At 37.5% G+C, this 23,478-nt stretch carries 28 protein-coding genes; 22 read left to right on the forward strand and 6 right to left on the reverse strand.

Translation table 11 applies throughout. The features are described from left to right. The first annotated feature begins 67 nt into the window (after nucleotides 1–67). The 6 genes from coxB to PQ479_RS12755 all read left to right on the forward strand — a co-directional run bounded on the left by coxB (nucleotide 68) and on the right by PQ479_RS12755 (nucleotide 6,327). Nucleotides 68–1,120, forward strand: a complete 1,053-nt coding sequence (gene coxB / locus PQ479_RS12730) for a cytochrome c oxidase subunit II (protein ID WP_047987743.1) — start codon at nucleotides 68–70, stop codon at nucleotides 1,118–1,120. Nucleotides 1,121–1,161: 41 nt separating this feature from the next. Beyond that, a complete protein-coding gene (gene ctaD / locus PQ479_RS12735) occupies nucleotides 1,162–3,048 on the forward strand; it encodes a cytochrome c oxidase subunit I (protein WP_273717022.1) in 1,887 nt (628 codons plus the stop codon). Continuing rightward, nucleotides 3,049–3,669 carry a cytochrome (ubi)quinol oxidase subunit III gene (locus tag PQ479_RS12740; protein WP_047987745.1) on the forward strand — a complete coding sequence of 207 codons (621 nt, stop codon included), beginning with the start codon at nucleotides 3,049–3,051 and terminating at the stop codon, nucleotides 3,667–3,669. A 4-nt stretch (nucleotides 3,670–3,673) separates the two neighbouring features. Continuing rightward, entirely contained in the window at nucleotides 3,674–4,018 is a 345-nt protein-coding gene (locus PQ479_RS12745) for a cytochrome C oxidase subunit IV family protein (protein WP_047987746.1), read from the forward strand. Nucleotides 4,019–5,241: 1,223 nt separating this feature from the next. Beyond that, entirely contained in the window at nucleotides 5,242–5,802 is a 561-nt protein-coding gene (locus tag PQ479_RS12750; RefSeq protein WP_047987747.1) for a DUF420 domain-containing protein, read from the forward strand. A 57-nt stretch (nucleotides 5,803–5,859) separates the two neighbouring features. Further along, on the forward strand, nucleotides 5,860–6,327 hold the full coding sequence (locus tag PQ479_RS12755) for a TcaA NTF2-like domain-containing protein (protein WP_047987748.1): 468 nt from the start codon (nucleotides 5,860–5,862) through the stop codon (nucleotides 6,325–6,327). 39 nt (nucleotides 6,328–6,366) lie between these two features. Here PQ479_RS12755 and PQ479_RS12760 read toward each other — a convergent pair whose 3' ends face one another. Further along, the gene (locus PQ479_RS12760; protein ID WP_047987749.1) at nucleotides 6,367–6,717 is read right to left on the reverse strand and encodes a YugN family protein; all 351 of its coding nucleotides are present in this window, start codon (nucleotides 6,715–6,717) and stop codon (nucleotides 6,367–6,369) included. A gap of 240 nt (nucleotides 6,718–6,957) precedes the next feature. On the opposite strand from PQ479_RS12760, the gene PQ479_RS12765 reads away from it, so the two are divergent. The 3 genes from PQ479_RS12765 to PQ479_RS12775 all read left to right on the forward strand — a co-directional run bounded on the left by PQ479_RS12765 (nucleotide 6,958) and on the right by PQ479_RS12775 (nucleotide 8,817). Then, nucleotides 6,958–8,022 carry a CAP domain-containing protein gene (locus PQ479_RS12765; protein WP_047987750.1) on the forward strand — a complete coding sequence of 355 codons (1,065 nt, stop codon included), beginning with the start codon at nucleotides 6,958–6,960 and terminating at the stop codon, nucleotides 8,020–8,022. 70 nt (nucleotides 8,023–8,092) lie between these two features. After that, nucleotides 8,093–8,560, forward strand: coding sequence for a YlbD family protein (locus PQ479_RS12770; RefSeq protein WP_047987751.1), 468 nt, complete (start codon nucleotides 8,093–8,095; stop codon nucleotides 8,558–8,560). Between the two features lie 20 nt (nucleotides 8,561–8,580). After that, nucleotides 8,581–8,817 carry a YlbE-like family protein gene (locus PQ479_RS12775; protein ID WP_337957104.1) on the forward strand — a complete coding sequence of 79 codons (237 nt, stop codon included), beginning with the start codon at nucleotides 8,581–8,583 and terminating at the stop codon, nucleotides 8,815–8,817. A gap of 239 nt (nucleotides 8,818–9,056) precedes the next feature. Here PQ479_RS12775 and PQ479_RS12780 read toward each other — a convergent pair whose 3' ends face one another. Further along, on the reverse strand, nucleotides 9,057–9,830 hold the full coding sequence (locus PQ479_RS12780) for an ATP-grasp domain-containing protein (protein ID WP_047987753.1): 774 nt from the start codon (nucleotides 9,828–9,830) through the stop codon (nucleotides 9,057–9,059). Nucleotides 9,831–10,031: 201 nt separating this feature from the next. On the opposite strand from PQ479_RS12780, the gene PQ479_RS12785 reads away from it, so the two are divergent. The 4 genes from PQ479_RS12785 to PQ479_RS12800 all read left to right on the forward strand — a co-directional run bounded on the left by PQ479_RS12785 (nucleotide 10,032) and on the right by PQ479_RS12800 (nucleotide 12,677). Beyond that, nucleotides 10,032–10,472 carry a YlbF/YmcA family competence regulator gene (locus tag PQ479_RS12785; protein WP_053070322.1) on the forward strand — a complete coding sequence of 147 codons (441 nt, stop codon included), beginning with the start codon at nucleotides 10,032–10,034 and terminating at the stop codon, nucleotides 10,470–10,472. Nucleotides 10,473–10,623: 151 nt separating this feature from the next. Further along, nucleotides 10,624–10,902 carry a YlbG family protein gene (locus PQ479_RS12790; RefSeq protein ID WP_047987754.1) on the forward strand — a complete coding sequence of 93 codons (279 nt, stop codon included), beginning with the start codon at nucleotides 10,624–10,626 and terminating at the stop codon, nucleotides 10,900–10,902. 148 nt (nucleotides 10,903–11,050) lie between these two features. After that, nucleotides 11,051–12,289: an MFS transporter gene (locus PQ479_RS12795; RefSeq protein ID WP_047987755.1), complete on the forward strand. Its 1,239-nt coding sequence runs from the start codon at nucleotides 11,051–11,053 to the stop codon at nucleotides 12,287–12,289. 154 nt (nucleotides 12,290–12,443) lie between these two features. Further along, nucleotides 12,444–12,677, forward strand: coding sequence for a hypothetical protein (locus PQ479_RS12800; protein ID WP_273717023.1), 234 nt, complete (start codon nucleotides 12,444–12,446; stop codon nucleotides 12,675–12,677). 78 nt (nucleotides 12,678–12,755) lie between these two features. On the opposite strand, the gene PQ479_RS12805 is transcribed toward PQ479_RS12800, so the two are convergent. Continuing rightward, nucleotides 12,756–13,145: a DUF7147 family protein gene (locus tag PQ479_RS12805; protein ID WP_047987757.1), complete on the reverse strand. Its 390-nt coding sequence runs from the start codon at nucleotides 13,143–13,145 to the stop codon at nucleotides 12,756–12,758. A gap of 386 nt (nucleotides 13,146–13,531) precedes the next feature. Here PQ479_RS12805 and rsmD point away from each other — a divergent pair, with 386 nt between their 5' ends. Further along, nucleotides 13,532–14,086, forward strand: a complete 555-nt coding sequence (rsmD, locus tag PQ479_RS12810; protein ID WP_047987758.1) for a 16S rRNA (guanine(966)-N(2))-methyltransferase RsmD — start codon at nucleotides 13,532–13,534, stop codon at nucleotides 14,084–14,086. 21 nt (nucleotides 14,087–14,107) lie between these two features. Then, the gene (coaD, locus tag PQ479_RS12815) at nucleotides 14,108–14,593 is read left to right on the forward strand and encodes a pantetheine-phosphate adenylyltransferase (RefSeq protein ID WP_047987759.1); all 486 of its coding nucleotides are present in this window, start codon (nucleotides 14,108–14,110) and stop codon (nucleotides 14,591–14,593) included. A 22-nt stretch (nucleotides 14,594–14,615) separates the two neighbouring features. On the opposite strand, the gene ylbJ is transcribed toward coaD, so the two are convergent. Further along, on the reverse strand, nucleotides 14,616–15,857 hold the full coding sequence (gene ylbJ, locus PQ479_RS12820) for a sporulation integral membrane protein YlbJ (RefSeq protein ID WP_047987760.1): 1,242 nt from the start codon (nucleotides 15,855–15,857) through the stop codon (nucleotides 14,616–14,618). A gap of 161 nt (nucleotides 15,858–16,018) precedes the next feature. Between ylbJ and PQ479_RS12825 the strand changes: the two genes are divergently transcribed. Together PQ479_RS12825 and PQ479_RS12830 are read left to right on the forward strand one after the other, a co-directional pair. Next, entirely contained in the window at nucleotides 16,019–16,816 is a 798-nt protein-coding gene (locus tag PQ479_RS12825) for a patatin-like phospholipase family protein (RefSeq protein ID WP_047987761.1), read from the forward strand. Beyond that, on the forward strand, nucleotides 16,809–17,870 hold the full coding sequence (locus tag PQ479_RS12830; RefSeq protein ID WP_047987762.1) for a SepM family pheromone-processing serine protease: 1,062 nt from the start codon (nucleotides 16,809–16,811) through the stop codon (nucleotides 17,868–17,870). The genes PQ479_RS12825 and PQ479_RS12830 overlap by 8 nt, the downstream gene beginning before the upstream one ends. Before the next feature lie 369 nt (nucleotides 17,871–18,239). On the opposite strand, the gene PQ479_RS12835 is transcribed toward PQ479_RS12830, so the two are convergent. Then, complete coding sequence (locus PQ479_RS12835) at nucleotides 18,240–19,475, reverse strand: nucleotidyltransferase (protein WP_047987763.1); 1,236 nt, start codon at nucleotides 19,473–19,475, stop codon at nucleotides 18,240–18,242. A 191-nt stretch (nucleotides 19,476–19,666) separates the two neighbouring features. Here PQ479_RS12835 and PQ479_RS12840 point away from each other — a divergent pair, with 191 nt between their 5' ends. The 3 genes from PQ479_RS12840 (at nucleotide 19,667) to PQ479_RS12850 (ending at nucleotide 21,285) form a co-directional block, all read left to right on the forward strand. Further along, entirely contained in the window at nucleotides 19,667–20,191 is a 525-nt protein-coding gene (locus PQ479_RS12840) for a YceD family protein (protein ID WP_047987764.1), read from the forward strand. Between the two features lie 93 nt (nucleotides 20,192–20,284). Next, nucleotides 20,285–20,458, forward strand: a complete 174-nt coding sequence (gene rpmF, locus PQ479_RS12845) for a 50S ribosomal protein L32 (protein ID WP_003321705.1) — start codon at nucleotides 20,285–20,287, stop codon at nucleotides 20,456–20,458. A gap of 221 nt (nucleotides 20,459–20,679) precedes the next feature. Then, on the forward strand, nucleotides 20,680–21,285 hold the full coding sequence (locus PQ479_RS12850) for an RsfA family transcriptional regulator (protein WP_047987765.1): 606 nt from the start codon (nucleotides 20,680–20,682) through the stop codon (nucleotides 21,283–21,285). Between the two features lie 67 nt (nucleotides 21,286–21,352). Here the strand turns inward: PQ479_RS12850 and PQ479_RS12855 are convergent, their stop codons facing one another. Next, the gene (locus tag PQ479_RS12855) at nucleotides 21,353–21,859 is read right to left on the reverse strand and encodes an N-acetyltransferase (protein WP_047987766.1); all 507 of its coding nucleotides are present in this window, start codon (nucleotides 21,857–21,859) and stop codon (nucleotides 21,353–21,355) included. A 225-nt stretch (nucleotides 21,860–22,084) separates the two neighbouring features. On the opposite strand from PQ479_RS12855, the gene PQ479_RS12860 reads away from it, so the two are divergent. Together PQ479_RS12860 and PQ479_RS12865 are read left to right on the forward strand one after the other, a co-directional pair. Then, on the forward strand, nucleotides 22,085–22,999 hold the full coding sequence (locus tag PQ479_RS12860; protein WP_047987767.1) for a 2-dehydropantoate 2-reductase: 915 nt from the start codon (nucleotides 22,085–22,087) through the stop codon (nucleotides 22,997–22,999). Further along, nucleotides 22,999–23,385, forward strand: coding sequence for a DUF3397 domain-containing protein (locus tag PQ479_RS12865; RefSeq protein WP_047987768.1), 387 nt, complete (start codon nucleotides 22,999–23,001; stop codon nucleotides 23,383–23,385). The genes PQ479_RS12860 and PQ479_RS12865 overlap by 1 nt, the downstream gene beginning before the upstream one ends. Nucleotides 23,386–23,478: the final 93 nt, after the last annotated feature.

The raw sequence follows: 23,478 nt of genomic DNA on the forward strand, positions 1-23,478 counted from the left end.
GAATAATGATTATATATATATTTTGTAGTTATGTAACTACGTGAAGAAAGTGAGGTTGGTTTATCAAATGAAACGTTGGAAAACTGCATGGCGTTTTCTACCATTTTCTCTACTGCTACTTGTGCTTGCAGGGTGTGGGGAAGAGAATTTGACGGCACTTGATCCGAAAGGTCCACAAGCTGAGTGGCTTTTAGAAAATATGTTATTGTCACTTTATATTATGGCTTTCGTTACAGTTGTCGTATTTGCAATCTTTTTCATCATTCTTGCTAAGTTCCGTCGTAAAGAAGGAGATGATGAAATTCCTAAACAAGTTCACGGTAATACAGCTTTAGAGATTACGTGGACAGTTATCCCTATTATTTTATTAGTTATTTTAGCTGTACCAACTATTTCAGGTACATTTATGATGGCTGACATGGAGCCAGACCCTGTTGCAGGTGAGGACACGGTTGTCATTGACGTTACAGGACACCAATTCTGGTGGCAATTTGATTACCAAAATGAAGGATTCACAGCTGGTCAAGATGTTTATATTCCAGTAGGTGAAAAAGTATTATTTGAATTGCATGCAGAAGATGTTCTACATTCATTCTGGGTACCTGCATTAGGTGGTAAGATTGATACCGTGCCAGGAATTACGAATGAAATGTGGCTTGAAGCTACATATCCAGGAACTTATAAAGGGAAATGTGCTGAGCTTTGTGGACCATCCCATGCTTTAATGGACTTTAAATTGGTTGCATTAGAGCGTGATGAGTATGATGCATGGGTAGCGGGGATGGAAGAAGGCCCTGCTGAACCTGAAGAAACATTAGCTCAAGAAGGGCGCGAATTATTTGGTGCTGATGGGCTTGGCTGTATTGGCTGTCACGCAATTGGCGGAAGTGGTTCTGCTGCTGGTCCAACTTTAACAAACTTCGCCGACCGTGAAGTGTTTGCTGGTTATATTGACATGGATGATGAGGAGAAGTTAGCACAATGGATTAAAGATCCTGAGTCATTAAAAGAAGGTAATAACATGTCAAATGCCCCTTATTTACAAGCGGGTGTAACCGATGAAGAAGTAGAAGCACTTATTGCATACTTACGAACTTTATCTGTTTTAGATAACGATTAAGAATTTAACGTTTTACTTTTATGAAAGAAGGAGGAAACCCATTGGCTACAGCTACACAACATACGAAAGATAAAAGCGTCGTATGGGATTGGCTAACAACAGTCGACCATAAGAAAATCGGGATTATGTATTTAATTGCCGGTACGCTTTTCTTTGTTAAAGCGGGTGTTATGGCCTTATTCATGAGGATTCAGCTAATGTTCCCTGAAATGAATTTCTTAAGTGGTCAAACATTTAACGAATTCATCACGATGCATGGAACGATTATGTTATTCTTAGCCGCTACACCTTTGCTCTTTGCATTTATGAACTTTGTCATTCCCCTCCAAATTGGGGCACGTGACGTTGCGTTTCCATTTGTTAACGCAGTAGGATTCTGGGTATTCTTATCCGGTGGATTACTGTTAAGTACAAGTTGGTTTTTTGGTGGCGGTCCAGATGCAGGTTGGACGAACTACGTACCACTTGCAAGCCGTGAATACGGTGGATTAGGTATTGATTTCTATGTATTAGGATTACAAGTGTCTGGTATTGGTACATTAGTGTCGGCGATTAACTTCTTAGTTACGATCGTTAACATGCGTGCTCCAGGTATGACAATGATGCGTCTTCCATTATTCGTATGGACATCATTTATTTCTTCTACACTAATCTTATTTGCCTTTACACCACTTGCTGCTGGTTTGGCACTTATTATGTTAGATCGTATTTTTGATGGACAATTCTTTATCCCTGATATGGGCGGTAACGTTGTTTTATGGCAACATATTTTCTGGATCTTTGGTCACCCTGAAGTTTATATCTTGGTGCTTCCAGCCTTCGGTATTATTTCTGAGGTTATTCCAGCCTTTTCTAGAAAACGTCTATTCGGTTATACAGCGATGGTATTTGCAACAATGATTATTGCATTCTTAGGATTCATGGTATGGGCTCACCACATGTTTACGGTCGGTATGGGACCCGTTGCCAACTCCATTTTTGCGATTGCCACGATGACGATTGCGGTACCGACCGGTATTAAAATATTTAACTGGCTCCTCACCATGTGGGGTGGTAAAATCACCTTTAACACAGCGATGATGTTTGCATCATCATTTGTACCTACATTTGTCCTTGGTGGAGTAACAGGAGTTATGCTGGCGATGGCACCAGTTGACTATTTATACCATGATACGTACTTTGTAGTAGCTCACTTCCACTACATTATTGTTGGTGGTATCGTCTTAGCACTATTCTCTGGTTTATTCTATTGGTACCCTAAAATGTTTGGTCATAAATTAAATGAGCCATTAGGAAAGCTTTTCTTCTGGATTTTCTACATTGGTTTCCATTTAACATTCTTTGTTCAACATTTATTAGGTCTAATGGGTATGCCACGTCGTGTTTACACATACTTAGGAAATCAAGGCTTAGATGCCTTTAACTTAATTAGTACAATCGGTACGTTCTTTATGTCTGCGGGTGTTATTTTACTTGTTATCAACGTCATCTACTCTGCATTCAAAGGTGAGCGTGTTACTGAAGCGGATCCATGGGATGCTCGTACACTTGAGTGGGCGACACCTACACCGATCCCAGAGTACAACTTTGCTCAAACACCACAAGTACGTTCGTTAGATCCGTTGTTCTATGAAAAAGTACATGGTGATGGAACGATGAAATCAGCAGAGCCTATAGCTGACATTCATATGCCAAATGGTTCAATTTTACCGTTTATCATGGCGATTGGGCTTTATATTGCTGGTTTTGGTGTAATCATGAAATCTCCTTACTGGGAACTTGGCGGTAATGGATTAATTGTTTTAATTGCTGGTTTAGCAATTACATTTGGTTCAATGTTTGTTCGTTCGATCAAAGAGGATCACGGTTATTATATTCCGGCTTCTCGTGTGAAAGAAGAAATGAACAACTCGAAAGGAGGAAACTAAATGGCGGGTCATGTGGATACATCTAAAGGTTTACCTTCTCACCCAGAGAGGGCAACCCTTGAAGGTAAAAACAAATTTCTCGGCTTCTGGTTCTTCCTTGGAGGCGAAACGATTCTATTTGCGACTTTCTTCGGAACTTACTTAGGCTTACGTAATGGTGTTGCTGATGGTCCAGGTGCAGCTGATATCATTTCTTTACCACTTGTATTTATTATGACAATGTTTTTATTAACAAGTTCATTAACAAGTGTGTTAGCTATGTTTGCAATGAAGAAGAACAAGTTCAAAACGATGATGGCTTGGATGTGGGTAACAGTTCTACTTGGATTGGCATTCTTAGGATTTGAGATTTATGAGTTCTATGAGTATGTGACTCATTATGGACTAGGCTACTCAGAAAGTGCTTTTGCTTCTGCGTTCTATTCTTTAGTTGGATTACATGGTGCTCACGTTGTCTTTGGTTTAAGCTGGATTATCGTATTATTAATTCGTTACTCAAGATCAGGGATTACGTTAACGAACGCTCCGAAATTCTACGTAGCGAGTCTTTACTGGCATTTCATTGACGTAGTTTGGGTCTTCATCTTCACTGTAGTTTATCTCATGGGAGTAGGAGGCTGATCATATGGCAGATAACTTAAGTACACGTTTTGACAAGAGTGCAATGACGGAGGAAGAAAAACGTCAAACGAAAAAAGAAATAAAGCGCCAAATCATCGTATTTGCGTTAATGATTTTCTTAACCGTTATGGCATTTATCGCTGTTGGTAGTGATATTATTCCTCATTCATTCGCGGTACCTTTTATCTTGATCTTAGCTGGAATTCAATTATTACTACAATTACTGTTCTTTATGCATATGAAAGATAAAGACCATGCATGGGCAAATGCCTTTATGATTACAGGTATCTTTGTAACAGTCCCAACAATTGCAGCCTTAATGCTTCTATTAGGAATTACAAAGTACTAACATGAAAAACCTCTTTCAGTATTCATGACTGGAAGAGGTTTTTTTCTTGTGGAGGACTTTCAAAATCGATCCAAAGCAAGAACTATGATGAAAATGAGCATTCTGCTATGTAGAGTCGTTGAATGAGTGTGAGAAAGAGATAATCTGCAGCTGCTATAGGAATAAGTGGAGACAGAAAGGGGAAAGAGAAGGGAAAGAGGTATATAAAGGTGTGCTTATCTACAACTCCTGGAGTGAGAATGGTATGTTAGTGGTAATAAGAGGTTTATCTACAACTGCTAGGAAGAGAAGTGCAGTCAAATTGGGTATAACTTAAACGTATCTGTAGTGCGAGTAACGCACCATGTATCCCACTAATTTTTATAAACACCCCACACAAAAATAGCGTTTCGCTTTTTAACTGGTGGCTACTGGTGGCTTTTCGTTCATTTATTTTTTGAATGAGAAGTACAAAAACCGAAGAGTCTACATGAAAAGGCTAATAATATGTCAGTTACTCAAAGGGAGTAAAGTAACGAAAAGAGCCGAACGTGACAGTTACTCGAGGGAAGAAGATGAGTAAAGTCACAAAAAGAGCTGAACGTGACAGTTACTCGAGGGAAGAAGATGAGTAAAGTAACGAAAAGAGCTGAACGAGACAGTTACTCGAGTGAAGTGAGTGAGTAAAGTCACGAAAAGAGCCGAACATGACAGTTACTCGAGTGAAATGAGTGAGTAAAGTCACACGAAAAGTTGTGAAGGGAATAAAGAACCAACTAACTTTAAGGCACAAACCATCGCCCTAAGAACACTTTCATACAAAACCTCCATGATGACTTGCCGAAGCAACTCATCACCAACAAAAATGAAAGTGTGGTGGTTTGGCTCTTTACTGGTGGCTTTTCATTCACTTTGTTTTTTTGTTCTAATTCATTTTAATATTTGTTGAGAATGATTTTGAACTTTAGAATTAGCAGTAACCTAGCGGACGAAAACATGCGGAGACTCCCGCGGGACGTAGTGGCGGGCTGAAATCCACTGGCGAAGCCAGTTAGTTTAGCGCCACCCCGGAGGACGCGGAGCATGATTTTCGGTAGCGACGAGCAACGCTCCATGTTCGCACCACACTTTCATACAAAAAGCAACCGAGTGTCACAGTTTTGTGACATCGCTTATGGTTTGTTTCAATGCCTTTCATGCTATAATGATGATTATGTAATGTAATTGTAAGGAGATGTCATGATATGAACAACAGTGAAACAGCTAATAATGAAGCAAGTACTTTTAAAAAACGTAATTATAAACCATGGATTATTGCGATAACAATTATCGTAAATGGACTTGTTATCATTCTTTCGGGAATGCCAGGTTATGACAATTTTGACCTTTTTAATGTTCATATTTTACCAATGATGAATGCCATTTTTAATAGTTTTACTTTTACATTTTTATTAATTGCTTTTATTATGATTTTAAGAAAAAATGTTACGTGGCACCGGCGCTTTATTTATGCAGCATTTGGAACAACAACTTTATTCCTCATAACATATATCAGTTACCACTTTTTATCTCCATCTACACCATTTGGTGGTGACGGAATTGTAGCAGCCATTTATTATTTTGTACTGATCACACATATTGTTTTAGCGGCAATTATTGTCCCGTTAGTACTCATTACAGTTACTAGAGCTTGGAATATGGAAAACGAACTTCATAAAAAAATAGCAAGATGGACTATGCCACTTTGGTTATATGTTAGTTTTACAGGTGTCCTCGTTTACCTAATGATTTCACCTTATTATTAAGATAAAATACTTTCTCGTTTTTTGATAGAAGCTAGGAAGAAAAAGGAGTTAATCAGTTTGAAACGTTGGATGGGACTTTGTGTTTTGGTGCTCGTATTAATTGGATGTTCAGATCCTAGAAATGATATCGAAGTTACACCAGTAGAGGATGAGACTACATATCAAGCAGCAGAAGAGTTTGTATCAGCTTATAAAAGTGATATGACGCAAGCAGTAGGACAAGGTGGATTTGATTCATTAGAAGATTATTTAATACCGAATAATAGCTACTACCATAGCTTACGCCGATATATGGATGATCTTGAACAAGGGAAGGCAACGAAGGAATTACTGGAATTTGAAGTGCTCAATGTATATGTTGGTGAAGATCCTGAATCAGAATTTTATGTAGAAGCTTTGGAGGAAGTGGCCATTACTTATCTAAATGATGATGTGGATGAGATTAGTAGGCATGTTGAATTTGAACTAGTGAAAAGTCCAGATGGTCGTTTTAGAATCGTGACGATTAGGGAATTAAATAAGTAAAATAAAAAAACCAGATGAAATCTGGTTTTTTTATTTCATTTAGATTTTATTTAAAGCTTCTAATAGTTGACCAAGTTTGTTATTACACTTTTCAACAACCGCTTTTGGAAAATCTTCACCAATATATTCTACACCGTGTGGGTAGTAATATTTACCAAGAATTGGTGTCATCAGGCGAACAATCGTATCGTCTTTTGGAATATCACCTTTAATGGCATAGGCAGGCACTCTTAAATAGTAGATCTCTTGGTTGTTATGTATCTTTAAGTCAAACATAACTCGCTCGTAATCCCACTGCTCAGCGTGGACAAATCCTAATGATTCAGCTGAATGGTGAACATTTTCAAACTTGAACTCTTTATCAGCTAATTCGATGTGTTCGAATTTCATAAATAAAAACCTCCTCTTTTCAACTTACTATGTCCAATATTTATCATAGTATGAAAAGGCTTCAGTTGCAATCTATTCGTCCGTGAAAATCGGGTTAGATCCTATTTTTTCACGTTTTCGACAATGATTTAATGACGAATGACAAGAGACTACATAAATAGAGAAAGGAAAAACGAAATCGATTCAGAACACATAAAGAATGGTGGTATAGGGTACAAAGACAAATAGAGAGGTGGAAACATGAGAATTAAACATATCGTAGTTGTCCTTGCTATTCTTTTATTTGCAGGATTTGCTTATTTCGAATATATGAACCAAGACCGAGTGTCAGAATGGTTTCCAGAAAGGGTAGTCCTACCTGATGTAGTAGAAGAGATTGAAGAGGAACCACAAAAAGAAGATGTCCCTGAAGAAATGAGTTGGGAGGACCCGTTAATTGGTCTTTCTGTTGATGAGGTTATAGCAGACTTCGGAGAGCCAGATAGAAGGGATTTATCAAGTTTTGGGTATGAATGGCTGATTTATGAAAAAGATGATGAACGATATGTTCAAATTGGGATTCAAAGTGATGAAGTTGTGACAGCCTTTTTAATTGGAACTGTGTTGGGGGACCTTCCTTATGAGCTTCCGCAAGATTATACAGAAATGGACGAGCTTTATGAGTTTTCAGCACAAGTGTCGGTTAGTTATGAAGGGGGGCAATATCAATATCAGTTGACGGAGGATGACTTAAGAATGCGCCCTCTTTTCGAATATGAAGAAGGGGTTTGGATTCAAGCTTACTTTGATCAATTTACGGAGGAATTATCGAGTGTACGTATTCTAAATAACGAAGTACTTGTCATGCAGCGACCATATTCTGTGCAATATCGAGGCGAGCTACCAGAACCTCCACAATTATCAGCACAAGAAATTGAAGAGGTAGCAAAAGGACAGGAACAGCAAATATTTTCTGTAACTAACGTCATGAGAGTAAGACATGGTCTAGATACGTTTGAATGGGATGAAGAGATTTCAGAAGTTGCATATAAACATAGTGAAGATATGCAAAATCATCAGTTCTTTAGCCATGTATCACCAAATACCGGTGATTTAAGCAACCGAATTGAAGCAGGGGGAATTAGATTAAGATTAGCAGGTGAGAATATTGCGGCTCATTATGTCGATGGATTAGCTGCTGTAGAAGGTTGGCTTAATAGTGAGGGACATCGTGTGAATTTGTTACATGAAGAATTCACTCATCTAGGCGTAGGTGTTTATGAGGACTATTACACCCAAAATTTTATGACACCGTGGCTCCCGTAAGGAAAAGAAGGAACACTGGACAAATGTCTCTCATATCATAAGATAAGGATTATAAATAGGGGGTTTTCGTATGGCAGAGTCCGAATTAAATCCTGCCGTCAAACAGTTTAAAACCTTTGTACAGCAACATCCTGGAATTATCCGGGCGGTCAGGAGCAACGAAAAGTCATTACAAAGTTTCTATGAAGAATGGTCCATTCTTGGAGCAGAGCATGAGCAGTGGAACTCGTATCGTCAAGCAGCAGAATCAGGTCAAGGTGAGACAGCGCATAGTGGAATGGAAGGACAAAGTAATGGGGGAACGACAGGTGGTACCGAGCAAACTAATTCCTCTACTACTGGAGCTGCGTCTGGAGAAACATTAGGTATGCTGTTATCTATGGTTAAGAAAATGAACATTCAGGATTTACAAGGTCATTTAGGTCAATTTAGCTCGTTATTATCTAACGTGCAAAATGTGATGAGTACGTTTCAAAAACCTACTAACAGTTCTACCTCAACAAGGACGGACCGTTCTTTCTCTTTTAGAAGAGATTAAGGGAGGGGATTTCATTGCGTGTGGAAATTCAGCAGTTATTACATGAAAAACCTGAGCTTAGACAATTCATGAGGCAAAATCCCATTTGGTACCGAAAAATTACGAGAGAGCCTCATCTCATACCTGAGATGGAAAAGGAATCTAATTATTTCTATGGAAAAACATTTCCTCAAAGGGTAGAAAAGGTGCAAAATAATATTGGATTAGCAATGATGATGATTGAGATGCTAAAAATGGGTAAAAACTCGTTAGGGTAATGGGTGTGAACGCGTTATAGTGATTGAAAAGGTGACAATCGTTGCAGCAAACGTCTCAATTTCATTAAACAAAAAACATGCTAATCCCCTGTGAGGTAGAGGTGAACTAGCTTCTTTGTAGAAGTTTCGTTCTCGGCTACATTTTACTCACAGGGTTATTTCGCATGTTTTGTCCAATCGTTCACAGAGAGGTGGGAGCGGTGGTTTTGTAAAGATATTACTCGATTGTTTTTAATTCTTTAGTTGTTGAGTGGAAGTTGTTTATTTAAGTAGGACGCTATTTTTTGTTCGACGGATATATTCATTTGTTGAAAACCTTGGTTACCAAACAATGTATTAAATTCGAGAATATACATACGGTCATCAACAAATACAGCATCAAAACCAGCGTGATCAATGCCTAACTCCTGTGCGACTTTTAATATAGTAGTACAAGCTTCACTAGGGATATCGTTAAATGAAATTTCACCGCCTTGCGCTACATTGTTCTTAAAGGAGTTTTCGTTTTCGCGCCAATAAGCAGCAATCACTTCATCTCCTACGATACAAACGCGCAAGTCACGTTTAATAGGTAAGTATTCTTGGACATAAAAGTAAGGATTATTTTCAGCGTATTCCTCCCATTGCTCGGCGTTTTCAATTAAGTAAACACCTTTTCCCATGGAGTTTCGAATTTCTTTTGCGACAAAAGGAAATTCAAATTCTCGTAACACTTTCTCAATGTTTTCTTGGTTTCTACCGAGTATTTCTGTATTTGGTATGAGCTCTGGAGCGACACTCCAAAGGGCTCTAGTCATTTCAATTTTGTTAAATCCCAGTTGAATAGATTGAATACTTGGGAAAATCTTTTTTTTCATCCCGTATACGAGAGAATTCACTTGCCAATTTTCAGGGAAAAGGCAATAATCTGCATCCATTATTTTCTCTCTTTCTTTGTACATCAGTTCGGGTTTGACATACTTAATATTTGGGATGCCAATAGTCCGAAAGGGGTTAAAGGTTACAAAATTCATCGCTTTCTCCTTACTGTAGCCAATATTCTTTTTTCTAAGTCGAATGAATTATAGTGAAGTATTGAATGAATGTCAATTTATTTTTTCGAATTGCTTGATAGGTCTGTGATTATATATGTTGACATACTTTTGGGACTTTCATTTTTGTTGGTGGGCTTTAAGGGGTTATCGTGTTATAATGCCCTAGAAGGGGGTGGGATTATGCTAGCAACCATATCTATGGTGGATGTGATTGAAGCTGCTGAAGATTTAAGTATGGCTTTTAGGGATTCGGATATCTTCATTGAATATATTGAAAAGAAGAAACAGCTTGAAGCGGATGAGCAGGCACAGAAAATGATCGGTGAATTTAATCGCATCAAGGATCAATACGAAGAAGTCCAGCGATTTGGTAAGTATCACCCTGATTATAAAGAGGTTTCCACGACTATTCGTCAAACGAAGCGCCAGTTGGATTTACTTCCGATTGTCGTTGAATATAAAAAGGCTGAGAAAGATTTAGAACAGCTATTGAATGAATTAAGTGGAGTCATTGCCCACTCGGTATCACAGACCATTAAAGTGCCTACTGGAAATCCATTTTTTGACCAAATGTCTTGTGCAGGTGGTTGTGGATCTGGTGGCTCTTGTAGCTGCGGTTAGGCAATCGTTATATACATGTAACCATGAGTGCTCACTCATGGTTTTTACATATCGATAATGATAACGACTGATTAAGGACTTGCTGTTGCTAGGTTGAAAAGAAAGTGCTAAAATATAAACAGACTTGTTGGAAAAAAGGAGAAACGTCTTTATGCTAGTAGGAAATAGACAAGGCATAGCAGTATGGCTTTCCTCATTGAAATTTGCAAGACAATTAAGACGATTTGGAAATGTTCAATATGTTTCTAAGAAAATGAAGTATGTCATTTTTTATTGCAATCAAGATAAAACGGATGAGATTATAGAGAAATTGCAATCATTACATTTTGTAAAAGATGTAAAACCGTCGATGAGACCATTTGTGAAAACGGAATATCAAAATTCCAAGCCAGATAAAGCAAAAGAATATGATTATAAAATGGGTATTTAGTATTTGAGAAAGTCATGTTTAACAGACATGGCTTTTTATTTTTGGATAAAAAGAAGTAATTATTTTCCGATAAATTTGTAAAATAAGTTCATTCACTTGATTATTTCGTGCTGCGAAATATATAATAAGGGTGGAGGAAGTGAAAAAAGTGAAAAATTGGAGAAGGAATTTATGGATTCTCGTTGCTTGTCAATTTTTTGTCACGAGTGCGATGACCATGATTATTCCATTCCTGCCGTTATATTTAAAAGAGCTTGGCTTAGAGAATGAAACATCTATTGGAATCTGGACAGGTGTTATATTTGGAGCTAACTTTTTAACGGCCTTTTTATTTGCCCCGTTTTGGGGAAGAATGGCTGACCGTTATGGAAGAAAATCAATGATATTACGGTCTGGTTTTGGAATGGCAATCATTATCGCATTAACAGGGTTTGCAACTGGCCCTATTTCTCTGCTATTACTCCGTTTATTAAATGGAATGGTCTCAGGGTTCATCCCGGCCTCTATAGGACTCGTCTCTACGAATACGCCGAAGCAACATGTTGGTTACGCTCTTGGAATTTTGCAAGCGGGAGCCGTAGCTGGTGGTATACTCGGCCCTTTATTAGGTGGACTAATGGCAGAAATGTTTGGTTATCGAATGATATTTTTTATTACAGGTTTCTCGATTTTAATTGCAGCACTTGTTTGTCTTTTGTTTGTGAAAGAAAACTTTAAAGCACCTGCAAAATCACAGGTGAAAACAAATACAATCGAGGATTTTAAGAAAGTTACATCAAAAAAACCAGTCCTCGCTTTATTTGGTGTTGTATTAGTTATTCAGTTGGCGGTAATGGGAATTAATCCATTATTGTCTATCTATGTTATTGAGTTGACGCCTGCACAAAATACGGCTTTCTATGCTGGTTTAACGGTGGCTGTCTTAGGTTTTTCTAATATGATGTCATCAGCCTTTTTAGGAAGAGTAAGTGATAAGGTAGGTGCTCATAATGTCTTAATCTGGGCGATGCTTGGCGTTGCGATGCTCGCTATCCCACAAGCATTTGTAACGGACATTTGGCAATTAATTGTTTTACGCTTTATGCAAGGCATATGTGTGGGGGGATTATTACCTGCAGCTAATGCCCTGATTCGGTTACATTCCATTGAAGGTATGGAGAGTCGAACATACGGATTTTCTAACAGTGCGATGTATTTAGGAAATATGATTGGACCGGTCGTAGGAGGCTGGATCGTGACCGCATCGTCGATGAGCACATTGTTTTTAATAAGTGCAACCCTATTACTCATAAATGTTGCCTTAGTCAAAGGGAAAGTACTCCCACCAGCTAAAAAGAGATTTTATAAGGAAAAAGAGCGAAGAAAACAACAAGAGGTTCCGAGCTGATTTTTAGGAGGGGTATTGTTGGTTATTTGGCAATAGCAATTGGTTTTATTACCGCATTGTTCACAAGTTTGCTATTCTTGTTTTAGAGGTGAGGTTTCTTGAATACTTCACGAACGTGCTATTTCTCTCTTTTTCCCTTATTACAATGGTAGGTATGCTCGTATCGTATTCTCTTGATTGGGTAATGAAGAAATTAATCGTTACTTATTTTATGATGCTTTTTCTTTATGTGTTCGTAGGTGTTTTTGTCGGTATTATTTTTCTGAATTTTAGCTTACCAAGTCATAGTGAAGAATTTGGTTTACTAGTCGTTACACTTTTAACAGCTATCGTTTATTTTCATTTAGATAAATTAATAAAGTCTAGATATCACCCGAATATCGAATAGTTAGCTACTAACTATTCGATATTTTTTGGGTTTAGCTTTTTAGATACTAAAAATCTTTTGTCCCAGCCTCTTTCCCTTTTAACCAAGTGGAGGCAAAATCCGACTTAATCGTAAAATACCAATCAAATATTGATAATATAAAGCTTTTTCATTAAACGTTTCTGATGGCTTAACATCTAAAGACTGTATAGGAATAGCGAGTTCTTCACTTAGACTTTGAAATAGACGAAACCTTTCATTTGGAGTTACCTCGGGATTTGGAATTCCTTCTAAACAAATATAAATAGGCAAAAATTTACCTTCCTTAGCTGGTTTTAAAACAACAGCCAATGACGTCTTCTCACGCGACTCAATCACTGTGTTTAGCTGGATAATGGCTAAAATTCGATCATCATTACGTTTCGCAATCTCTAACAATTCATATAGATCTGAATATCCATTTCCTAATTCAATAAAACGTTGTAACATTCAATTAACTCTCCTTCATGGGCTGCCAGGTGGTTTATTCCATTCATAGTTTATCGTAATTTTAATAAAAGAGATAGATGTATACGAAAAAAGGCAAAAAAAAACCCCGTAAGCAAACCCTACGAGGTGCCTAATCACACACATTCTGTATGCACAGGCTATGGGAGAGGAGAAACCGGAGGAAGAACTTATGGGGAAACGTAAGTCTTCTCCGCGGTTGTGCAACATTCAATAAATGCTGCTAGTTTCATTATGACCAAGATTTATTGAATTATACACGGCTAGTAAGCAATCATTAAAATGATGAAGCAACATCTTTGTTTGGATATCCAAATAAAACCTATGATAAAATAGTAAATAATTGAGATGGAAAGTAGGAATGAGTAATGAGAGTTATTTCAGGTACAAAAAAAGGCATCACTTTAAAGGCGGTGCCAGGTAACTCGACGAGACCTACAACTGATAAGGTGAAGGAATCGATTTTTAATATGATTGGACCTTACTTTCAAGGAGGAATTGGTTTAGACCTATACGGTGGAAGTGGTGGTCTTTCTATCGAATCATTAAGTCGAGGGTTAGATAAAATGATTATTGTTGACCAAGACAGAAAAGCAGTAGCCACTATAAAAGAGAATTTGGAAAAATGTCAATTCCTAGACCAAGCTGAGACATATCGTAATGATGCGAGTCGGGCATTAAAAGCTTTAATCAAAAGAGAGATTCGGTTTGATTATATTTTTTTAGATCCCCCCTATGCGAATGAAAAAATAGCTAGTGAATTGGCCATTATCACTGATTTTCAACTGTTAGCAGACGAAGGAACGATTGTGATTGAACATGGAAAAGCCCATCCGTTACCAGATGAAGTTGGGAATTTACAAAAAGAACGTGAGGAAACCTATGGAGACACGATTATTTCAATTTACCGATTCAAAGATTAAAGTGAAGAGGAGATGCTGTAAATGGAAAAGATAGCGGTTTGCCCGGGGAGTTTTGACCCTATTACATTAGGTCACTTAGACATTATTGAACGAGGTGCCAAAACATTTGACAGAGTCATTGTAGCCGTTCTACATAATCAAAAGAAAGAGCCGCTTTTTACAGTTGAGGAAAGAGTCCGTTTGATAAAAGAAGCAACAAGTCATTTAGAACATGTAGAAGTAGATTGGTTTGGAGGTTTACTTATTGATTATGTGAAAAAGAGTAACGCTCAAACGATTATAAGAGGTTTACGTGCAGTGACCGATTTTGAATATGAAATGCAAGTGGCTTCTATTAATAAAAAAATTGGACCAGAAATTGAGACCTTTTTTATGATGACAGATAATCATTATTCTTATGTTAGTTCAAGTATTGTCAAGGAAGCTGCAAGGTATCATGCGAATGTCGATGATTTAGTGCCAGCCAATGTTGCCAAGGCATTAAAAGCAAAATTTAAAAGTGTTTAAAATGAGGAAAAGCTATTCTTACTTATTTAGTAGGAACAGCTTTTTTTAATTGCTCGTAGCCTTGTAGAAAAATATATAAGATTAGAAAGACAAGGGTGACAATCGGGCTTATGGATAAAAATAATTGCCAGGATGAATGGATATCAATCTCTTGGCCAAACGCTGGGATGACGTTGGAGAACCAAGTCATGCCCTGTCCTTCTAAATAAAGAGGACGGAAAAGAATAAAGGCAATGAAAGCAGCAAAAAACCCTTGAAGTAATCGACCGATAAAAAACGGTTGAAAACGAATATCTGTATCAGCTAAAAGACTAGCTACTTGGGCTTGAATAGAGAAACCGCTGAATCCTAATAAAAAACTAACGACGATAACTTGTTGCATAAGTAGTGCTGACTCTGTTTCACTGACTCGTTGTGCACCCATCGTCATCTCAAATAATCCCGAAATAATGGCAGGACTAAGCTCGATGGGAAGTTGAAGGATTGCGAGTAGAAGGCTCAAAGCTAAACCTATCACATCAATAAAGTGTACGAGGGTCAAGACCTTATTAAAAACTGAAAATAAAATGATAAAACCACCTACAACAAGAAGGGTTTGTATCGATGAGCGGACGGCATCTCCTAATACTTGCCCCAATGAACGTCCATCCTTTTGGCGCTCCTCATGGAGAACGGTTAGCCAAGGTTTTGTTGAACCATTACGTTTGTTAGTTCCGGGTTCTACGTTTGTTGAGAGCTTTTCTTTTTCATGTTGTCGATAAAATCGCATCAGAATTCCTACAAATATATTGGCGAGATAATGGGAAACAGCTAAGACGAGACCAAGTGCAGGATTGTGAAAGAAACCTACGGCAACGGCTCCAAAAATGAATAAAGGATTGGATGAACTTGTGAATGCGACAAGTCGCTCTGCTTCGATTTGTGTTATTTTTTTTTCCTTTCTTAAGCGACTTGTCAATTTTGCCCCTGCAGGGTTACCAGATGCAAGACCCATTGCCCAGACAAAACCACCAACCCCAGGAACGCGAAATAAGGGCCGCATCAATGGTTCAAGAAATCGGCCGAGTAAAGTAACGACACCAAAGCTAATTAATAGTTCAGAGACGATGAAAAAAGGCAGTAAGGAAGGGAATACGACATTCCACCATATATTCATACCCCGTACTGAAGCTTCTAGAGCTTCTTTAGGAAATAGCATTAAAGTAATGGCAAAAAAAATGGCGATACTAGCGAGCAAAAGCGTTTGAAACTTTTGAGAAAACAACGATTGACCCTCCTTTGCTCAACAACCTAACGAATGAGTATCGATAAGAAATCATTCATGCTTGTACAACTAACTAACATTAAATATACGTCTAGATTTGTGGATTAGACCATATGATTGAAAAAGAATCGTGGAAATCGTATGATAGGAGTTGAATGCGAATGGCAAAGCAACGTCCTAAAATAGGAATTGCATTTGGCGCAGGTGGTGTGAGAGGCTTTGCTCATGTCGGAGTCTTAAAGGTTTTAAAAGCACATAATGTACCTATTGATTATGTAGCCGGTAGTAGTATGGGTGCTTTAGTAGCTGGTTTATATGGGGTAGGTCAAACGCCAGAGGCAATGGAAAAGTTCGCTAAGTTATTTAAGAGGAAATATTATTTAGATTATATCGTTCCTAAAATGGGCTTTGTGAAAGGTGATAAAGTATTAGAACTAATACGTATCTTAACAAAGAGAAAACGGATTGAAGATCTGCAAATTCCTGTAGCTATTATTGCAGCGGATTTATTAAGTGGAAACAAGGTTGTTTTCCGTGAAGGTGATCTTGCTGAGGCTGTAAGAGCTAGTATCTCGATTCCAGGTATTTTTGTTCCGGTGAGCTATCAAGATCAACTGCTTGTAGATGGTGGAGTGTTAGAGCGGGTCCCAACTTCTGTTGTAAAGGAGATGGGGGCAGACATTATCATAGGTATTGATGTTTCGTATTATAAAAGCGAACAAAAGGTCGCGACTATTTATGATGTCATTTTATTAACGATTGATATTATGGGTCGTGAGATATATAAGCAGCAACAATCAGAAAAGTCTTTGATGATTAAACCCGTTGTAAAACAATCAAATGGTTTGCTTTTTAAGGATGTTGATTCCATTATACTTGCAGGAGAACAAGCGACTGAACAAAAAATGGTTCAATTAAAAAACATGATAGCAAACTGGAAGGAGAACGACATTGACTAAAAAGAAATCATCTTTTAAAATACGCTATATTTTACTTATCGTTTTATTTTTATTTTTATATTTTTATCAACTACCTTTCTATTACTCAGAACCTGGGTCAGCAGAAATCTTAACGCAGTATATAGAGATTGACCTCCATGATGAGTTTGAGAACATTGACAAGGGAACTTTTATGCTTACGACAATCAAAATGGGTAAAGCGAATCCATTTCTTTATTTGTGGTCATATTTGAGTCCTTATCGGGTCCTTCATCCTGATGAGTCCGTGCGTCGTGAAGGGGAGTCGGATCGTGAATATCATCACCGCCAAATTATGATGATGAATAGCTCTCAAGAGATTGCCACCATTTTAGCTTATCAAAAAGCTGGACGAGATGTTGAATTTGAATATCACGGAGCGATCGTTACACAACTGATTGAAGATATGCCTGCCGCTGATATTCTTGAGCCCGGTGACTTAATTGTTGCTATTGATGGAAAGTCAGTAAGAAACATTGAGGACTTATTTGCCCATTTAGAAGGAAAAGGTATTGATGATACGGTCATGTTTACTTTTGTCCGAGATGGAGTGGAGCAAGTAGAAGAGGTTGCCTTTGGTTATTTTCCAGAGCGTTATTTACAAGAAGGTGAAGAAAATCGTGCTGGAATCGGGATTGCCAATCCTGTAACCTCTAGAGAAGTAACGTATTATCCAGAAATAGAAATGGATACTAATACAATAGGGGGGCCTTCTGCCGGATTAATGTTTTCCCTTGAGATTATTAATCAATTAACGGAAGAGGATATTACCAAAGGGTATAATATTGCAGGGACAGGAACTCTTAATGAGGACGGAACTGTCGGTAGAATTGGTGGTGCTGCTCAAAAACTTGTCGCCGCAGACAAAGCTGGTGCCGATTACTTTTTAGCACCCGCAGAAAATGGAAGAGAGAACTCCAATTATCAAGAAGCGTTAGCCGCTGCAGAAGATATTAACACAGATGTTCAAGTCATTCCGATTAATACGATTGACGACGCCTTAGACTTTTTAGCACAAATAGAAGAAAGTTCATAACGAATAAACACTACGATTCACCGTATAAGGTGAGCGTAGTGTTTTTTTTGGGGGACTGATGGATAAAGAGGAGGTTAATGTGCAGAAGCGGAAGAGAAAGGGAGAATAATTCAACAGCAACAAACATGAAACTGTGCGATATCTTAGATTGACAGCACTTCATTCAATCTGTTTTTGTGACTAATAGCATTTTGTTCAATGTCCTTTTTAGTTTCTTTTCATTTTAATGGTTGTTGTAAGAATGATAGTAGTTCTTAAGATCTAGCGAATATCTAGCGGGAGAATCTTGCGGAGACTCCATTTAGAAGTAGTTGCCAGGGTTGAAAATCTGCTAGCTCTTATATTATTCACAGCCTTATAGTAACCTGTTTACGATTCATTTTTTATACGTATTGGCGTTTGCTGATATTCTTCTTTAAATCGGCTCGTATTGGTAAGATGTCCAAGAGCCATATTATACATAGTTGTGACTCGTTGATCTAATCTCCCAGCTGTACCTTGAACCTCGGCAAAACGACTTATTAATGGCGTCGTCATCTTTTTCTTAATCGTACCGAGGTAAGTTTGCCCGGCAGGAGACATACCGAGCAAACGAATATAAGGCGGTTTCTTGAGCTGTTGAAGCTTGTTAATTTCTGCTTTGGTTGTTTGTGTGAAAATATGAGTCGCTAAGCGTTGTAAACGGCTCCAGGTGTACCGCTTTGTTTTTAGTAACTCCATCCATTGCTGAAATGATGTTGCTTGTTGAATCGTTTCTTGAATGCGATATTCAAGCCCTTCTTCACATTCATAAATGTCAGCTAAGTTTTCGCGTTTCGTACTGATTATTTGATATTGTAAATAAGGGAAAAGTGATTCCCATTGCAATAAAGGTTGATTGTTCTTCAAGTGTTGGTGAAGTATATGATAGCTAGGTTGTGGTAACACAGCTTTCACTTTTTCTTGGTCTTGATCGGAAAAAAGAGCTTTCCTTATACTTGTAGCGCTAGCAATTGTTGCGTGATTTATATCCTGGTCATGATAGTGAGCTTTTTGGCGTAGGATCGTTTCAGCGTTCATAGAATTTGTCCATTTCCGTGTAGCCTCTACATAGTGGAAGCCGAGAATATTATTTGGTTCAGACAATGATAGTAGAGAGGGGTGCCCTAATTGATGGCTCAACCTTTGAAAGGCATCAGAAGTTGCTTTCGGATAACTTTTACCTAAAGCGATCTCTTCTTTAAGTAAAAGGTTCCATTGTTCCCGGTGATCTTCAATAAAATCATATAACTCATAAAAGTCCTCGATCTTGCCTGATTCACTTCCGAAACAAACTGTATCAACAAATAAGTGATCGAGGATTCGAATAGCTCCTTCAGCAAAAAATTCTGCTTTTTGAACAGAGTCATAATAAGGTAACTCAACGACAATATCAACACCATTGGCAATGGCCATTTCCGTTCTTAACCACTTAGAAACGAGAGCAGGTTCACCTCTTTGTAGAAAGGAACCACTCATCACTGCAATGACAACATCAGCGTTTGTTTTTTCTTTTGCTTTAGTAAGGTGATATAAATGACCGTTATGGAAAGGGTTATATTCAACAACTAAACCAACTGTTTTCAAAGAGAACCTCCTTGTATCTAGATTGACTTCGAATCAATCTTTACGTCAGATTTTAAACGTGGTAGAATGAAAATTAATGTGTGGAAAGGTTTGTACTCCATTCATTATAAAGGATTAACTGTAAAGAAAAAAGGTTGACAAAAGAAATTGCGACATTTATAATTACTTTTGTTGCCTTAGAGGTGATGTAGATGATTTGGTCTTTACAAGAACTACAAGCGGCGAAGCAAAAACCGCTAATATTTAAGGAAACAATTGAGCTTTCAGAACTGAAGGAACTCGAGAAAGACATTAGAGCTGTTGCTCCTGTCCAGTTACAAGGACAAATTGATTATGTGAAAAACTTTATTACTTTTTCATTTAATTTACAGACAGAATTAACACTTCCTTGTTCGAGAACGCTAGTGGATGTACCGCTATCTATTGATAAAGATGTGGTAGAACGTTTTCAATTAGAAGGTTTTGATTCTTTTCAAATTGATGAGGAACGTCTGGATGATGATGTTCATTCTGTAGAAGGTCATCAAATTGACCTGAAGCCTTATGTCATGGAACAAATATTACTTGAGATCCCGATGCAAATCTTTGCTGATGTTGTAGAAGAACCGAAAGCCCCAAAAGAGGGAAAAGATTGGGAGATTGTTACAGAAGAGGATTTAAATAATCGTATTGACCCAAGGTTAGCAGATTTAGCGAAGTTTTTTGACAAGGAATAAGAAAATCGAAGCAACGATCACGCAATCGGCTTCCTTTCATATAAGTAAATAAGATTATTTGCAGAACCGAGAACCTGTAAGGAGGTGGGAATGATGGCAGTACCTTTCAGAAGAACTTCTAAGACTCGTAAAAATAAACGTCGTACTCACTACAAATTAGCAGTACCTGGTATGGTAAAATGCTCAGAGTGTGGCGAGCTTAAATTAGCTCACCGCGTATGTAAAGAGTGTGGCTCATATAAAGGGCAAGAAGTAGTAAGTAAATAAGGAATATGAAAACAAGTTTTAAATGGCATCTCGCTATTTGGAGCTTGTTTTTTTCTTTGATTGGTTGACATCCATCCGTTTCTTTAAAAATGATATGAGGTTTCCGCTAGAATCATTGAATAAGGAATCAGAAAAAAGGAAATACTCATTTACTAGAACAAAGTCTATCTTTGCTAGTTCACGCATAGAATGAATTAATGAGTGATTAAAGGAGGGATTGGATGACGACGATACGTCAAGATGCTTGGAGTACAGATGAAGATTTATTATTGGCAGAGGTTGTGCTTAGACATATTCGTGAAGGAAGTACACAGTTATCAGCTTTTGAAGAAGTTGGCCAAAGATTGTCGCGAACGAGTGCAGCATGTGGATTTCGTTGGAACTCAACGATTCGAAAAAAATATGAATCTGCCATCCATTTAGCTAAAAAGCAAAGAACGAAACTAAAGGGAGTGAAAACTTCTTTAGAATCAGAAAGTAAAGTAGAGGAAGTTTCTCTAAAACCGAAAAATGTTCGTGTGTTTACAAGTAAAAAAGAAGATGGTAACGAAGAACCGATTCAGGATGAAAAAGCCATTCATTCCTTTAAAGAAAAAGCAGGTTCGGAGTCTCTAGATTTAACCATGGCACATGTCATTGAATATTTACAGCGGTATGACTTAAAAGCTAAAGAACAGGTGGAACAAGGTGACTACCAACGTTTATTAGAGGAAAACCAAAGGTTACGTGAGCATTTGGCTAAAGTAGAGGAAGAGAAGAAAATGATGAAAGATGATTATCGCTCATTATTATCTATTATGGATAGAGCCCGGAAATTGTCATTATAAATCAGTGATAACAGCTCATACTCGATGGAAAAGCTAGCAGAGGAGTTTCTTTGCTAGCTTTGTCCTGTTATTCTGATATAGTCGTTGATTCGGATTCATTAACTGGTTGCTCTTGTACACCAGCAGGGTACCAAACAAAAGGATTCTCTCCTCGATCACGTGCTGGGTTGTACGTAACTTCTTCAAAACCCATAGAATGCCAAAATTCATTAGAGTTAACTCTACCATTGGTTTTGATTGGTAGATTAAAGGATTTAGCGAAATCAACTAATGCTTTGCCGTATCCGCGCCCTCTGTAGGATTCTAATACTTCTAATTTCCAAAGCTCTAAATAATCTTGAGCTGGTTCGAAATAGCGATCATACTTTTCTTCAATGCGATATAAGCTCATTCGAGCGACTAAGCGTTTACCTATATAAATGCCGTAGAAAGGCGACTCACTATCGTTTTCGACGATGTTTTGCTCTAAGTCTTCTTTCATATATAATTCTGCAGCACCGTACTCACGGAAATTTTTGAATTCTTCGATCGTTTTGTAATTAATAAGTAATTTAGTAACCTCATGACTAGACATTCAATTAGCCTCCTTAAAATGATAAAGCTTACATATAGTTTACTAAAAAATTAAAATACATGCTATTATTTCTTTTCTCTATTTTAAAAAAGGAAAATGTAATAAAATATGACAAAAGTAACGAACGAAGTATAGTAATCATATTAAAAAAAGTCTTCTCATTAAAAGAATAGAACTTTATAATTATAAATAAACACAAAAACAATAAAACAAGGGACGATTATAATGAAAATAATCATCGTAGGTTCAGGTTCAATAGGTTTGCTACTTGCTGCTTATAGTTCAAAAGTAGGTCATGAAGTAACGATCATTACACATAGGCAAGAACAAGCCGATGCAATTCATACAAATGGATTGAAACTAAAAAGAAAAGCTCGTTATACAGAGACGTATTTCCCTGCTGCAATTCCTATCGATGAATGGACTGATGGTGTGGCTGATTGCATAATGATTGCTGTGAAATCGTATCAGGTGGCGACCGTATTAAAAAAGATACCAGCTAATGTGTCGGTACATTCCTTTCTGTTTATTCAAAATGGAATGGGTCATTTGGAAGTGATGGAACGTTTACAAGTAGAAACGGTAGCTCTAGCTGTAGTTGAGCATGGTGCAATGAGAGAATCAGATGCTGTTGTTGTACATACAGGAGAAGGTCGAATAAATTGGTCCTTTTATGTAGAAGGGAATGGGCGATTCGTTCAAGAATTATTTAAAGACTATAATGACGTGCAATTTACAAGTGTTTATCAAAAGGATTGGTTAACGATGCTTTCTTTAAAGCTACTCGTTAATGTCGCGATTAACCCATTATCGATGCTTATTATGGAAAGAAATGGACAACTGCTTACGAATGATTCTTATCGCTTTTTACTACATGAAATTGTAAAAGAAGCTGCGTATGTTTTAGGCCTTGATTTTGATGAAGGTCTAGAAAAGGTAGAGGATGTATGCAGGGCAACCGCTGAGAATGAATCATCGATGTTGACGGATCGGAAGAATGCTCGTAAAACAGAACTTGAGGCGATATTAGGATATGTGGTGAACGAGTCAGAAAAGCAAGGGTTACATACTCCATACTTAGATTTTCTTTATGGACTGACAAAAGGGATAGAACAATCTTGGTTAAAGGAGGTTCGGTGATGACAACAATTTTATCTTTTCTTTTTGCTACACTTGCAACATTACCAATTTTGGCATGGTATGGAATATACATAACATCTGTAAAGCGTTTTAAAAATAAAAAAAGAGCGATTCGTTTGGCTTCAGATTTTTCAGCAGTTTGGTTTGTGGTATCTGTTTATTTTATTTCTTATGAAATATGGTCACGTTCCTTTTTTTGGTTTATTTCTTTAACCGTCGTATTGATTGCGATGATTTTTACGTGGGTTTATTGGCGGGTAGCCAATGATTTAGTGATTTCGAAACTGTTTAGAGGCATATTAAGGATGAACTTTATCGTATTTTTCCTTTTATATGTGGTATTAAGTGGTTATGGAGTACTCTATAGAATTTTCTTTATCGGTTAAAAGGATGGAGGGCATAGAATGAAAAAAACTCACCGTTTTATAAGCAGATAATTTGGTGGATTTCATTCTCTTTGCTACTATATGGTGATAAGA

The sequence above is a fragment of the Alkalihalobacillus pseudalcaliphilus genome (genome assembly GCF_028610675.1).
GTDB lineage: Bacteria > Bacillota > Bacilli > Bacillales > Bacillaceae_D > Alkalihalobacillus > Alkalihalobacillus pseudalcaliphilus.